The sequence below is a fragment of the Rhizobium sp. P2_G9 genome, assembly GCF_056403475.1.
In genome coordinates, this window is record NZ_JBFUFK010000001.1 from 186453 (window position 1) to 200439 (window position 13987).

General features: G+C 59.1%; 16 protein-coding genes. 12 read left to right on the forward strand and 4 right to left on the reverse strand.

The genetic code is table 11. The annotated features are described in order from the left end of the window. The first annotated feature begins 63 nt into the window (after positions 1-63). The 10 genes from AC1DYF_RS01050 to AC1DYF_RS01095 all read left to right on the forward strand — a co-directional run bounded on the left by AC1DYF_RS01050 (position 64) and on the right by AC1DYF_RS01095 (position 9323). A complete protein-coding gene (locus tag AC1DYF_RS01050; protein WP_477874329.1) occupies positions 64-1302 on the forward strand; it encodes a hypothetical protein in 1239 nt (412 codons plus the stop codon). Positions 1303-1410: 108 nt separating this feature from the next. Then, the gene (locus AC1DYF_RS01055) at positions 1411-1911 is read left to right on the forward strand and encodes an ureidoglycolate lyase (protein ID WP_477874331.1); all 501 of its coding nucleotides are present in this window, start codon (positions 1411-1413) and stop codon (positions 1909-1911) included. Further along, positions 1908-2264, forward strand: coding sequence for a hydroxyisourate hydrolase (gene uraH, locus AC1DYF_RS01060; protein WP_477874333.1), 357 nt, complete (start codon positions 1908-1910; stop codon positions 2262-2264). Before AC1DYF_RS01055 ends, uraH begins: the two co-directional genes overlap by 4 nt. A 263-nt stretch (positions 2265-2527) precedes the next feature. Then, on the forward strand, positions 2528-3811 hold the full coding sequence (locus AC1DYF_RS01065) for a calcium-binding protein (protein ID WP_477874335.1): 1284 nt from the start codon (positions 2528-2530) through the stop codon (positions 3809-3811). 197 nt (positions 3812-4008) lie between these two features. Beyond that, positions 4009-4746, forward strand: a complete 738-nt coding sequence (locus AC1DYF_RS01070) for a metallophosphoesterase family protein (RefSeq protein ID WP_477874337.1) — start codon at positions 4009-4011, stop codon at positions 4744-4746. 426 nt (positions 4747-5172) lie between these two features. Then, entirely contained in the window at positions 5173-6726 is a 1554-nt protein-coding gene (locus tag AC1DYF_RS01075; protein WP_477874339.1) for a calcium-binding protein, read from the forward strand. 39 nt (positions 6727-6765) lie between these two features. Then, positions 6766-8031, forward strand: coding sequence for a calcium-binding protein (locus AC1DYF_RS01080; RefSeq protein ID WP_477874341.1), 1266 nt, complete (start codon positions 6766-6768; stop codon positions 8029-8031). Between the two features lie 324 nt (positions 8032-8355). Beyond that, positions 8356-8487, forward strand: a complete 132-nt coding sequence (locus AC1DYF_RS01085) for a hypothetical protein (protein WP_477874343.1) — start codon at positions 8356-8358, stop codon at positions 8485-8487. Positions 8488-8658: 171 nt separating this feature from the next. Continuing rightward, on the forward strand, positions 8659-8904 hold the full coding sequence (locus tag AC1DYF_RS01090; protein WP_477874345.1) for a type II toxin-antitoxin system VapB family antitoxin: 246 nt from the start codon (positions 8659-8661) through the stop codon (positions 8902-8904). Next, positions 8904-9323 (forward strand): type II toxin-antitoxin system VapC family toxin, encoded by a 420-nt coding sequence (locus tag AC1DYF_RS01095; protein WP_477874347.1) that lies wholly within the window; start codon positions 8904-8906, stop codon positions 9321-9323. The genes AC1DYF_RS01090 and AC1DYF_RS01095 overlap by 1 nt, the downstream gene beginning before the upstream one ends. Here the strand turns inward: AC1DYF_RS01095 and AC1DYF_RS01100 are convergent, their stop codons facing one another. After that, positions 9324-10277, reverse strand: coding sequence for a DUF2336 domain-containing protein (locus tag AC1DYF_RS01100; protein ID WP_477874349.1), 954 nt, complete (start codon positions 10275-10277; stop codon positions 9324-9326). Between the two features lie 335 nt (positions 10278-10612). Between AC1DYF_RS01100 and AC1DYF_RS01105 the strand changes: the two genes are divergently transcribed. Then, on the forward strand, positions 10613-10783 hold the full coding sequence (locus tag AC1DYF_RS01105) for a hypothetical protein (RefSeq protein ID WP_477874351.1): 171 nt from the start codon (positions 10613-10615) through the stop codon (positions 10781-10783). A 75-nt stretch (positions 10784-10858) separates the two neighbouring features. Here the strand turns inward: AC1DYF_RS01105 and AC1DYF_RS01110 are convergent, their stop codons facing one another. Then, positions 10859-11179: a YnfA family protein gene (locus tag AC1DYF_RS01110; protein WP_477874353.1), complete on the reverse strand. Its 321-nt coding sequence runs from the start codon at positions 11177-11179 to the stop codon at positions 10859-10861. A gap of 121 nt (positions 11180-11300) precedes the next feature. Between AC1DYF_RS01110 and AC1DYF_RS01115 the strand changes: the two genes are divergently transcribed. Then, on the forward strand, positions 11301-12365 hold the full coding sequence (locus AC1DYF_RS01115) for a M14 family metallopeptidase (RefSeq protein WP_477874355.1): 1065 nt from the start codon (positions 11301-11303) through the stop codon (positions 12363-12365). Positions 12366-12719: 354 nt separating this feature from the next. Here the strand turns inward: AC1DYF_RS01115 and AC1DYF_RS01120 are convergent, their stop codons facing one another. Next, the gene (locus AC1DYF_RS01120) at positions 12720-13265 is read right to left on the reverse strand and encodes a DUF1254 domain-containing protein (protein ID WP_477874357.1); all 546 of its coding nucleotides are present in this window, start codon (positions 13263-13265) and stop codon (positions 12720-12722) included. Beyond that, on the reverse strand, positions 13262-13843 hold the full coding sequence (locus tag AC1DYF_RS01125) for a DUF1214 domain-containing protein (RefSeq protein ID WP_477874359.1): 582 nt from the start codon (positions 13841-13843) through the stop codon (positions 13262-13264). The genes AC1DYF_RS01120 and AC1DYF_RS01125 overlap by 4 nt, the downstream gene beginning before the upstream one ends. Positions 13844-13987 lie beyond the last annotated feature (144 nt).

Sequence of the window (13987 nt, forward strand, 5' to 3'; positions counted from 1 at the left end):
GCGGCCGAATTTCGCGCATGGTCGTTTGGCTGGTGGGTCGAATCACCGGTAACGGAGAGCGACATGACGACCTACGATATCCCGAGCGGTGACAGCGAATACGATATTCAGGATTCATTCTCAAAATACATTCTTGCAGCCCAAGACGCGATCTCGGTGTCGGCGGGGCATGCGATATTCGTCGACACAGGCAATATCAACGACCAGGTCATCATCAAGGGCCAGGTCGTCGCTTCGAACAACGACGAGGTTGCCTTCGTCTCCAATGCCACGGGGACCACTTTGACGATCGCTGCCATGGGCTCGATCCGTGGTCCGGACGTGGAGAGCGTGCAGATGAACGGTGTCGGCAGTGCCGTCATCAATCAGGGAATGATCGAGGGTGGTGTCGTCTTCAGCGGCGACAATAGCAATGTCATCAACACCGGCGCGATCGTCTCGACCACGAGTTCCGCACTGTCTCTGTCTGCTAACGGCATCACCGCCGAAAACGCCGGCTTGCTTTACGGCGGTGATGGTATTTACAATTTCGGCGACCACAACATCGTCAAGCTCGACAAGACCAGTTTCATCAGCGCTGCCGTCGGGATTTACGACAAGGCAGGCATCGACCTTCATATCGTTAATGCCGGTCGCATAACGGCCTCTGTTGCGATCCAGGCCCATGATAGCGTGACGATCGTCAACACCGGCGTCATCGAAGGCGTGATCAACCTCAGCAGCGATGCCGACCGGTTCGACGATCGTGGCGGCAAGATCGATGGGACTGTCCTCGGCGGCAACGGCGATGATGTGTTGATTACAGACAAGGCTACCGACATCCTTTCCGAAAAGGTGAATCAGGGCACGGATACGGTCAAGGCATCCGTGACTTACACTTTATCCGCAAATGTCGAGGATCTTATCCTTTTCGGCAAAACCGACATCGATGGCACCGGCAACAAGCTCGACAATGTGATAACCGGCAATTCCGCAGCCAATACGCTCTCGGGCGGTAGCGGCTCCGACACGCTCGACGGCGCGGGTGGCAATGACACGCTCGTCGGCGGCTCCGGCGCAGATGTGTTCGTCTTTGAGACGCATGGCGGTCACGATGTGATCACCAAATTTGTCGATGGCGACGTGCTGAATTTCTCCCGTTGGGACGATATCCAAAGTTGGCACGAGCTCATCCATGGCGGCCATCTCAGTGAAGATGATGGCAACCTCATCATCCACGCCGGCAGCGATTCTCTGACGTTGATAGGCATGACTGAGGCCGACCTCACCAAGGCGGATGTCAGCTTCCACGCATTGTCTTGATCGACAGCGGCAGGAGGAGTGGGTAGCCGGTGTACAGCCGGAGATGCATTGCGTCCCCGTTTGCATTACGCTAACCGGGTCTCAACTGGCAATTCATCCGGATGAGCTATGACACAAGCCCTTTCCATCACGCCGCTGACCAAGGCGGCTTTTGCACCGTTCGGCCAGGTGGTCGAACGAGATCCCACGACGCTGCAGATGATCAATTCGGGCACGACCGAGCGCTACCACGCGCTTGGCAATGTCGAAGTCCTGGGAACAGACGCGCGGGCGATCATCAGCTTGTTCCGCGGACAGGCCCGCACCTTTCCCTACAAGGTCGATATGATGGAGCGGCATCCCTACGGCAGCCAGAGTTTTCATCCGCTTGACCGTCATCCCTGGCTGGTCATCGTTGCCGAAGATCGCGGCGGTCAACCGGGCACGCCTGTTGTTTTCCTTGCAAGCGGTGACCAGGGCATCAACTACCGAGCGAATACATGGCACCATCCGTTGATGGCTCTTGGTGAAACGCGCGATTTTCTCGTTGTAGATCGCCTCGGAGAAGAGCATAATCTTGAAAAATACTTCTATTCCGTGCCGTTTATCATTTCGGAGGTCGCACTATGACTGGCCTTACGACGCATGTCCTTGATACGGCCTTGGGCATACCTGCCAAGGGCATCATGATCGATATTTTTCGCATCCAGGAAGAAGTTCGCGAGTATTTGCGCACCGTGCGCACCAATGCCGACGGTCGCGTCGACGGCGGACCGATCCTGTCCGGTGAGACTTTTCGCAAAGGCACCTACGAAATGGTGTTCCATACCGGTGCCTATCTGAAGTTTACCGGCCAGAAACTGCCGGACGTGCTGTTCTTGGACATCATCCCCATCCGCTTCGGCATCTCAGACCCGAACCTGCACTATCACGTGCCGCTGCTGTTTTCGCCTTTCGGCTATTCGACCTATCGCGGCAGCTGACGCGGAAGGCGGTCCCCGCCGGTTCTCAAGACGGCCTCGATCGTTGGTGCGTGCTGACAGTGCATGGCGCCCGTCAGCGGGGCCGGCTCGGCGATCCCCGGCGTCTATATCTTTTGCTACACAGTCACCCGGGTAACAGGCGTGGTTTAGCCGCAGCCATAAGGTTTGCATCGGGGACGTTAAGGTCCTCATCAGTTTGAACCGCGCTCATCTCTGTGTGGCAACCGCCACACACATATGAGGCGCTCAGCGAGGAGACGACCATGGCTGCCATCGAAATTCCCTCCGGCAATACCCAATATCTGATCGACGACGACGACAAGACCTATGTGCTCCAGGCCGATGCCACACGCACGGCGGACGGCGTCGATTCTGCGATTGCCGTAAGCGACACATCCGCCGGCGACACCCTCAACCTGAAAGGCGATGTCGAGCAAACTGACCAGGCGACCTGGGCAGTCCAGGTGAGCGGCACGGATATGATCGTCAACATTGCCAAGAGCGGCACGATCCTCGGCAATGGCGGCATCGAATTTAGCGGCGACAATGCCATCCTCACGAATGCCGGCCACATCACTGCCACCGACGCATCCGGTGACGCCATCTACTACGCGGGCCTCAATACCTCGATCACCAATACCGGCACTGTGATTGCTTCGTCGGTGAATGGGGCGGCGATCTATGCCGCCGGCGTCAATTCCACCATTGAGAATGATGGTAAGCTTCAAGGAGCCTACGGCATCCAGGTCGCCGACGTCCGCACGACGATCAACCTTGACACACACAGCAACATCATCGGCAAGACGGCGGCGATCTTCTCCGAAAACACTGAGGCGACCGACAAGATCAACATCACCAATCACGGCCACATCACAGGCCAGGGGAAGGCCTTTGCGATCGAGCTCGGGGATTCCGACGACAGCGTCGTCAACCAGGGCACGATTGCCGGCCGCATCAATATGGGCACCGGCAAGGACGTCTTCGATAATCGTGGCGGCACTGTCGATCACGCGATCGAAGGTGGCGCCGGCGACGACACGCTGATCACCGACAACGCGCATGTGAAGCTCAAGGAAAACGGCGGCAGTGAAGGGTTTGATACCGTCAAGTCGACCGTGACCTACACTCTGTCGGCCAATGTCGAACAACTGATCCTGCTCGGCAAGGCCGACATCGATGGCACCGGCACCAATGACGGCGATGATCTTTTCGGCAACAAGGGCAAGAACCACTTGTTCGGCCTTGACGGTGCCGATGAGCTCAGCGGTGGCAAGGGCGACGACCTGCTCACCGGCGGCAAGAACGACGACACATTCGTCTTCAAGACCGGTTTCGGCCACGATACGATTACTGATTTCGATCAGAACGGCGACCACGACAAGATCGACCTGACCCACTGGGGCACCATCAACAACTTTCAGGAAGTCAAGCAGCATTGGTCAAACGACCACGGCAACGTGGTGATCACGCTCGGCAATGACCAGTTGATCATCCAGAATACGTCCACGCATGATCTGAGCCAGAACGACTTCATCTTCCCGGCCTGATGAACATGTGCGCAACAAACGGCTGCCGCCTGATCCGCGGCGGCTGTTTGCATGCCATCTTCGCAATCGCGCGCCGAGACTTCCACTTGCTGTGGAGCTTTTCGACAATCCGCGCTATCACCGACTTCATAATCGGCTCGCCACGAAGGCGAATGTCCGCGGGGCCGATCTCATCTTTCTCCTGACGAGGAACACAGTTGAAATTCGCCGCTATCGCCGACATCCATGGCAACGCCCTGGCGCTTGAAGCCGTCCTGGCCGACATCGATGCCCAGGACATCGGCGATGTCGTCAATCTCGGCGACAGCCTGTCGGGTCCGCTCGAGGCAGGCCGCACGGCCGATCTCCTGATGGCATTCGACTTCCCGACTGTGCGAGGCAATCACGACCGCTATCTGATCGACCGGCCAAGAGCCGAGATGCACAGCTGGGAGACAGATGCCATCGACGATCTCCGGTCCACGCATTTCGACTGGCTGCGCAGCCTGCCGGCAAGCCGTGTCTGGAGGGATGAAGTCTATATGTGCCATGCCACTCCAACTGACGATAACCGCTACTGGCTGGAGGCTGTCTCCGCCGAAGGCCTCGTCCATGCGAAGCCGCTCGCCGAGATCGAGGCGCTCGCGGCCGGCATCGGCGAGCCGCTGATCCTGTGCGGCCATTCGCACCTGCAGCGCGTGGTGCAACTCTCGGATGGACGGATGATCGTCAATCCCGGGAGCGTCGGCTGCCCCGCCTATGACGACGATCAGCCCTTCTACCACAAAGTCGAAGCGGGCACGCCGCATGCCTCTTACGCGGTGATCGAAAAGGCGCGGGCGGGCTGGCATGTGTCACTTCGGTTGGTGCCTTATGATCATCAGGCTATGGCGCAGCTTGCGGCATCGCGCGGCCGCTACGACTGGGCACATGCGCTGTCAGCGGGCTGGATTTAGCGCGGCGAATTGCGGCTGCGTCGAACTGGCCAAGCACTGATTTCGTCTGTCGGACTGATATTCATATCCGCTAAGAATATTTGACGAAGCTCAAACGTGAAGAGCAGAGACGCACCGGCTCGGCCGGCTGTGCACCAGCAACCAATGCTGGAAACGGGGTTCCGGGGAGGCAATCATGGTGAGTGCTGCAACGAGCAAGCTGTGTTCAGGACATGAACAGATGTCGGCTGCCGGCGGGGCGCTTATCCACCACCCACCCGGCTGAAGCCTTCCATTTCACCAGATTCGCTATGCGTTCCCCATCGGCTCTTTCGCGATAACCGCATGGTGTTCTCAAAGCCTCGCCGTCGCCTTTGATTTGACATTTGTCATTATTCGTCGCCGCGGCGGCATTTACTTCATTCAATCAGCATGAGGAGCAGCCTGATGGCAAACAAGACGATCAAGGGCTTTCACGACAGTAATATCGTCGTGAAGACAAGCCACACCGAACTAACTCTCGACGTGGGTGCCACGCTCATGTCCGGCAAGGTCGATCCTTCCGCGAGCCCTCCCGCCGCCACGCTCATGGAAGATATTACCAAGACCCCCATGCCGTCGCACAACACCTTCAACATCAACGGCGAAATCATCGGCTACGAGATCGGTCTTCTGGCCGGCGGAGCGCAAGATAAAATCATGATCGGAAAGACCGGTGAGATCGAGGCCGCGGTCGCGATCTATGCTGCCGGCGCCAAGACACAAATAGAAAATCGCGGTCATCTCATAACGACCGGGTTCGACTCGGGCGTGGGGACGATTATCTCGGCGGGAGACCATAGCCATGTGCAGAATGATGGCCTGATCGAAGGTCTCAGCGGGATCAGCACGACGGGTGACGGCGTCACCGTGGTCAACGGTGACAATGGCGTCATCCGGTCGTTGATCAGCGCGGTCAATATGCAGACCAACATGGGTGACACGTCCACGTTCGTCAACCACGGCACACTGGTGGTGACAGCCGTGAATATTGGTTCTGACACCTTCGCTTTCGCAAGTGGGGCCGGCAACGATGCCGTCACGAACGATGGCTCGATAACCGGAAACGTCAGCCTCGGCGACGGCGATGACAAACTTACCAACCCCGGAACGATCGATGGCTATGTCGACCTCGGCGATGGTACGAATGTCCTCGACAATCACGGCGGCACGATCACGGGTTCGATCATCGGCGGCACGGGCAATGACAAGATCGTCAACTCGGGCAAGATCATGGGGAACGTGGAACTCGGCGACGGCTCGAATGTCTTCGACAACCACCGTGGCACCATGACCGGCACTTCGATCATCGGCGGCATGGACGACGACAGGGTCGTCAACTCGGGCAAGATGACCAGCGATGTGGACCTCGGTGCCGGCAGTGACATGTTCGATGGCCGTGGTGGCCATATGACTGGCTCCATTATCGGCGGCGATGACAACGACACCCTAATCGCCGACAGTGCCAAGCTCGTCCTGAGCGAAGATAGCGGCGGCACCAGCGGCAATGACACTGTGAAGTCGACGGTGAGCTACACCCTGACTGCCAATGTCGAAAACCTTGTCCTGATCGGCAAGGCCAATATCAATGGCACCGGCATGGACACGGCTGCCGACATACTTGTCGGCAATGCCGGAAACAACACGCTCAAGGGTCTGGGCGGCTCCGACGACCTCAGCGGCGGTAAGGGAACCGATATGCTTTGGGGCGGCGGCGATGCCGACACCTTCCATTTCTCCACGAGCGATGGTCATGACACGCTCGCCGACTTCAGCCAGGCCGATAGTGACGTCATCGATCTCAGCCACTGGACCGGCATGACCAATCTCGCCGCCGTCACCAATCACGCCGTGGACCAGGGCAGCGACACACTCATCACGCTCGGCCAGGACACCCTGCTGATCAAGAACATCCATGAGGCGCAACTGACGGACGGGGACTTCGTCTATTCGGCTACTTGAGCCGCCGTCCAACGTGCAACGAATTTTCGGAGATTATCCATGACCAAAACCACAACGATCACCGGCTTCACCGCCAGTGTGCTCTTGATGCTCGATAGCGACAATGTCGTGAATGTCGAAAAAGGTGCTCACCTCATGGCGGGCGGCGATTTGAGCCTGCTCGGCGGCGGGGGCGGCAGCATTTTTGGAACCATTTTGGAAAATTTGAACGCCCCGGATTCCGTCCACGACAATGTTTACAATATCGACGGCCAGATTCTCGGTGTTCAGGCCGGTATCATCACGTCAGGCAAGGACGACAAAGTTTCGATCGGATCTACCGGCTCGGTCTACGGCTCCATCGGCATTGCCTCGTTGGGCACGGATACCGCAATCACCAACAATGGCAAGATCATTGCCTCCTTTACCAGCAGCAGCAGTGAAGCTGGCGGCATCCTGGTCGCAGGCGCCGGTTCGAAGGTCGTCAACAACGGCTTTGTGTCAGGCCTCGCCGGCATTCTGGGTGGCGGCGATGGAACTGAGATCGTCAATGGCGAGCATGGCGTGATCTATGGCGATCAGGTCGGTGTTTACATAACGGATATCACCAGTTCCGGGAGCGCTGACGTTAAGTTCGTCAACCATGGCCACCTGACGGGCTCGGCAGGGATCGCGCTTAGCGCGAGCAGTTTCGACGGAAACGTCTCCATCGTCAATGACGGCACGATGAAAGGCGCCGTCGCCTTGGGAGACGGTGATGACACATTCGACAATCGGGGCGGCACGCTGAACAAGCTCGGTATTGTCGGCGGCATGGGCGACGACACACTGATCGTCGACGATAGCAAGCATTTCCTCAAGGAAGAAGTGGGCGGAGGCACCGACACGGTCAAGTCCACCGTCAGCTACACGTTGAGTGCCAATGTCGAGCACCTCGTCCTGCTCGGCAAGGGCAATATCGACGGCACCGGCACTACGGACGCCAATGTCATCCAGGGAAATTCCGGCAACAACAAACTAACCGGATTGGCCGGTGCCGACGATCTTATCGGCGGCAAGGGCAACGATGTGCTCATCGGCGGCGCCGATAGCGACGTCTTCCATTTCGGCATCGGTGACGGCAGCGATACGATCAAGGATTTCACGCATATGGAAGATTCGATCGACGTGTCGAAATGGACCGGCATGAACAGCCTGGCAGATATCAAGTCGCATGCCGCTGACGGCGCCGACGGTGTGGTCATCACCAAGGGTGACGACAGCCTGACGCTGATCGGCATCCACAAGGCCGACCTCACGGTCGACGATTTCAATTTCGCCATCTGAGCCGCGACGGCGCAGTCCGCCGTCAGGCGGACATCGGCCGGCATCTCGCCGACCGGACGACATCCTCGGCGGATTGGACCTGACCGCCGGGGTGTCGTTTTCCAGTCGTGTGATCTGTTTCGAGAATTCGCCGGCTCCGACGGACAAGGTTAAATTGAAACATTATTTACCATAGTTAGACACTCGCCTGAAACGAATGGCTGCCATATTGGCCTCATCGGAAGAGAGAATGGCTTCCCGCGAATAAACCCTTCGCACCAAACGTTGACATCGGCAGAATATAGGGCGCGGCACGTGGATTGCCGGGCGCTCGAGGATGACATCATGACCTTTGCACTCGGCCTGTTCGCGACACTGATTTCGGCAATGTTTATCGCCACTTTCGCCTCCTCGGTCATCGCTTCGAGCCGTGAGGCGCAGACCGACGAAGACAACCGCCGTTATCGCATCTTCTGAGATTTTTGCGCGCGGCCCGATCGCGCGCCACGGTTTATCCTCCCTAAGGCCTCCAGCCGGAGCCGGCAACGACATCCCTGCGTCGTTGCCGGCTTTTTCATATGTGACGGGCAGGACATTGTCTTGGCTCGCTGAAACGAGTATATACTCTTTAGCCAAAGGAGATATACAATGGCGCTCTATATCCGTGGCCCCGAGGTCGACCGGCTGGTTGCAGAGGTCCAGCGGCTTAGAAACACTCCGACCAAAACTGAAGCCGTGCGTAACGCGCTGAAGAAGGAAATCGCGGCGGCAAAAGCGGAAGTGCCGTTGATCGAGCGTGTCAAGGAACTGCACAAGCGGCTTGCAGCGCTCGGTCCGCGTGACCCGGGTTTCGATATGAAGAAGTTCAGCGATGAACTGAGCGGCGATATTTGATGTTTCTGGATGCCTCGATCATTGTCGCCATTTTGGGAAAAGAGACGGATTGGGAAGAGCAACTCGCAAAGGTACGAGCGGCAGAAACGCTCTATTTCAGCGCGGTCACGCGCTACGAGGCAACCCTGGCCCTTGCGCGCATTTATCAAATGGCAAAGGGCGGCAGAACCGATCCGCGCGCTATCATCGAGACGGAGTCCGCGTTTGACTCTTTCATCGAAGATATCGCCGCAGAGGAGATTGCTATTTCATCTGCGATCGGTCGAGGTGCGGTGGTGGCCGCTCAAATCTTCGGCAAAGTCGCAGGTCACAAGGCCGCCCTCAATCTCGGCGACTGCTTCTCCTACGCCGCCGCGAAATCCCTCGGCACCGGCTTGCTCTACAAGGGCAACGATTTCGTCTTCACCGATCTCGGCTGATCAGCGCCGCGCGATGCCACGCATATGGCCGAAGCTGGGCCGCTGCGCCGGGAGCGCGGGGGCAGGGCGGTTGGCATTGGCGGCGTCCTGCTCTGGTACCTTGCCCTGGGTGTAATCATCGGCGCGGATCCAGGCCGTCAACCGGTCGATGCAATCGTCGGCGTCCAGGCCGTGCCACAGCGCTTCGGCGCGTCCGACATTGCCGCTGGTCGCATCCAGATGCGGGTAGAACTGCTTGAGCACGAAAACGCCGTCCGGAGCCTCGATATCGAGCGCAATCAGCGCCGTGGCAAGCTGCAGGCCAGATATGTCGAGCAGGATGCGGTTCGACAACCACTGGCTGGAGCCGAGCATATTCGACAAGAGATAGGAGAAATCACGCACCTGGCGCAGCCGGGCGAAACGAATAAGCAAAGCGGAATGCATTTCCGCACGGGCTTCATTCCTGTCCTCTGCATGGGCAATGGTCTCGCGCTCGACCAGCGATCGGAGTTGCTGGCGGACATCCTCCTCGCGGTCTTTGGGCGGAGCGGGAGCGACGGGCAGAGCTTCTTCGATCGGTGCCCGTGTACCGGCATTGCCGTGATGCAGCGACACCAGTGCGTCGACCACCTTGACGCTGAGGTTTTCGCGTGCCGCAATCGCCCTTGCATGTGCGGGGCCTTGACGCCTGGCGATGGTGATCAGCGTCTCATCGTCGATCGCGGGCGACCGGGTGAGGAAGAGGGCAGCGATCTCGATCGGCTGGCTGCCGACGAACATAGCCACCGCCTGCGGCAGCACGGGCGAGCGCGCCAGCGCCGCCACCGCGTTGCGTCGCGCCTCCGGGCTCGAGGCCTTGTAGAGCGGTTCGAACAGCTCGGAAAACTGCCGGAGCTCGTGGCGGCCCGGTTGGCTCATACCCTCGTAGGACGACACTGTCGCCATCAGCACCACATCCTTTGTCCGCACCATGGACGGGCTTTCCAATTCTCGAAAACGATCAGACACGAGGCACCCGGAACACGCAAAACCGCTTGCCCTGAAAATTATAGGCAATCTCTTAAGATGGTGTTAACTATGACATGATCTGATCACAGAGCATAAGGGTGCGTTAATATTCGCAGTCCACCCTGTTTCATGCGTAACAGATAGCCCCTCTCACGCGTTGTATGGTCTGGGAGACGGCTGAGGAAAGGAGAAAGGCGCAATCCTCCTGAACCCTAGGGTTTCGGAAGCGCCTGCCGGAAACGGCAGGATGAGATTTTTCTCAAGTTCATCCGTCTCAATCCAGTTCAATGGAGATGAGAATGGCAGACGTAATTAGACTGGAAGAAAGGCTCGCCAAACTGCCCAAACGGCGCAACGAGCCATGCGAGGCCCGGATACTCCTGTTTACCGGCGTGCGTTATGAACGCTGGTCGGGTGCCGACGATCATCCGCAGAAGCGGTCGAGCGGCGGCAAGCGCAAGAAGAACTGAGCCCGCCTGACGAAGATCGGCTGCCTCCGCCGGCAGACCGTTTCGCGATCCGGTCCTCGCGGACCCCGGTACCTGCTAGCTTCGGGCCGGAAAGAGGATGATCGCAGTGCCCGCGAGGCACACGAGTGCACCGGCCATGTCGAAGCGGTCCGGCCGCTGACCCTCTACGATCCACAACCATAGAATTGACGCCGCGATATAGACGCCGCCATAGGCCGCATAGGCTCGTCCCGCAGCCCCGCTCGGGATCAACGTCAACAGCCAGGCAAACAGCGCCAGCGACACCACGCCCGGCGCCACCCACCACGGCGATTTGCCAAGTCTCAGCCAAGCCCAGAAACTGAAACAGCCGGCGATTTCGCAGAGCGCCGCAGCGCAATAGATCAGGTAAGCCACAGCCTTACGTTACACTCCCCTGCAAAATTGCACAAACGTAGAATTTGTCGTAAACGCGTATGGACGCCGTTCTCCGATCCGGGCTAGGTTGCCGCAAAGACTTGAGAGACGGGAGAGTATCATGCAGAAATCCGAGATCGTCATCGCCGGCGACACGCCAGGCGTGGAGTGGCGCCTGCCGGTGTTGCGTTTCGTGGGCAAGGATTCCTCCGCGCCGAAGGTCTATATGCAGGCGGCACTGCACGCGTCGGAACTGCCGGGCGTCGTAGCGCTTCACTATGCCGTCCCGATGCTGGAAGAGGCAGAGCGCAGGGGCGAAATCCTCGGCGACATCACCATCGTGCCGAAGGCCAATCCGATCGGCGCGGCACAATATCTCTACGATGAACTGCAGGGCCGTTTCGAACAAGGCAGCCGTGTCAACTTCAATCGCGATTTCCCGCTCGTGCCGCTCGATGAATGCGCCGGCCTGACCGACAATCCGCATAGCCGCCTGGCCACCGAAAACCTCAAGCGCCACCTGCTGTCGATGGCCGTCAAGGCCGATCTCGTCCTCGACCTGCATTGCGACGATGAATCGGTGATTTATTCCTACCTGCACGAGCTCTACTGGCCGTCCTCGATAGACCTAGCCGAAAGCTTCGGCCTCGGCGCCGTCCTGCTCTCCGACGGCAGCAGCGCCGCTTTCGAGGATGCGGTCACCTATGCCTGGCAGCATGGCACGCTCGGCGACCGCAAGAACTGGTACGATGGCCGCCTGTCGCTGACCATGGAATTCCGCGGCCTGCGCGACGTCTATCCCGAGATCGCGAAACGCGACGCCGAAGGCATCCTCTCCTTCCTCAAGCGTCGCAGCGTGGTCGCGGGAACGCCCTCGCGTAATGAACCCTTCATCGGAGCCGCCGCCGGCCTCGATTATGTGCAAATGGTCAATTCCCCGGTCTTCGGCGCGTTGCTGTTCGAGAAGGACGTCGGCGAATGGGTGAAGACCGGCGACCCGCTGGCCACTGTGGCGCCCGTACCGGGCGACCCGTCCAAGGATATCGTCGTCACCGCGCCTTGCGACGGCTATATTGTCACCCGCGTCCAGCACCGCTTCGTGCGCCCGACCGACAATCTGATGAAGATTGCCAGCCGGGAATTGTCGCATGCGGCGCGGAAGCCAGGCGGCGGGCTAGAGGTTTGAGCGATTGAAGGTCGCTTTGGCAGCATCCATCCCAGTCGTAATAGCCCGGAACAAACGCAATCAGGGCCTCGGGAGGCGTATTCGGCTCCTCCGCTTGGCGAGAAAGCTGTCGAGGCATTATCCCGTCATTGCGATAGTTCTAAAAAGCTCGAGGCGTAACTGATTTGCTACAAAGGATCATTGAGGATAAACTTCATCTATCCTGCGATGATCTGCCACGGAATCTTCGCCCGGTCCCGTGGTTACTCCCCGGGTCGTTCCTCACCTCCCCACAGGTATGGCGCGCCGGATAGACCCTACCGTCCGGCGGGCCTGGGGAGCGATCCACCAGGATTTGGTCGCCCTGGTTCCTGCCTACTCGTAGCTCTCGCAATCGGCATCGGAGAGGAAGTTCTCGACGTCCTCCTCCAAGCTCGGCGTCGGCGCCAGTGCGCGCAGCACGATATAGCCCTCCGGACGCGGCATCTCAACCAGCACGCTCTCAGAGATCACGTCCGGATCGGCCTTGCGAATGCCGGCGAGCTGCTGCGGCGAGGCGATGATCGCGTCGAGCTCGCCGCCCGCCGCCGAGCGGTCGTTCATGCTGAACACTTCATTGTTGGCTGAATCGTAGACGGTGAACGACCAGAGCGGCACGCCGCTGCCGGCGGTCAGATGCACCGGCTTGTCATCGACCGAAAACATGCAGGCCGCGACGCGCAGATAGGGATCGCCGTTGTTGAAGCCGGCGGCATCCTTTTTCGCGTCGAACAGCACGAAACGGTTCTGAGCATCCTCGTTCAACAGCCGTGTATAGGCGTCGAGCCCGGTAAAGGCGGGCAGCGACAGGATGATGATGATATGCAGCACCGCCGCACCGACGAGCCCCGTCAGGATCGCAAACAGCGCCATGCGGATCATGAGCAGCTCACTTTCCGGAGCGTCGGCATGTCGATTTCGAGCACGCCGTTCGATCCGGCGGTCGGCGTGTCGAGCAGCGACAGCACCAGTCGGAAGGGGCGGCCACGCTTGACGGCCAGCCAATTGCCCGGCTGCGGCGAAGGCGAGATCACGACGCTGAACGTGCCGTCGGATTGCCGCAACACATTCCAGGCATTGAAGGCCGATGGCAGTTCAGGGCCGGGATCGAGCACCTCGTCGGCGGTATTGGCGGTGTAGAGCGTCCAGAAGCGGGCGAGTGGCGTCTGGCCGCGCATTTCATAGGTGCAATAGGACGATAGCGGCTTGCCATCCTGGTCGGCGCCGGCATGAAAAATTAGCCCTTCGGCAGAGCCGAGCAGGAGCTTGCCGGCGCGGGCGCGATGCGATTTCGCATAAGGATCGGCATCCGGCATCTGCGCCTCGGGAAACGCTACCCAGGGCCCGAGCTTGATCGCGCCGAAACCCGCCGAGGCGTCGAGCATCTTGACGGTCGAGCCGATGCCGAGGCCGAAAGCAGTGATCAGCGCGAGCGCGACAAGAAAGGGCAGGCGGAACATCGATCGGGCAAGCAACCTCGTTGGTCTGTGCGACGAGGGTTAGCATTGATTTTCGGGCGGGGGAATGGCCGCGCAGGGTTTTGCAGCGATGAGTGTTCCGGCCGAGAATAGATCGCCGCACTTAGCCGTTCACATAGAGTTCAG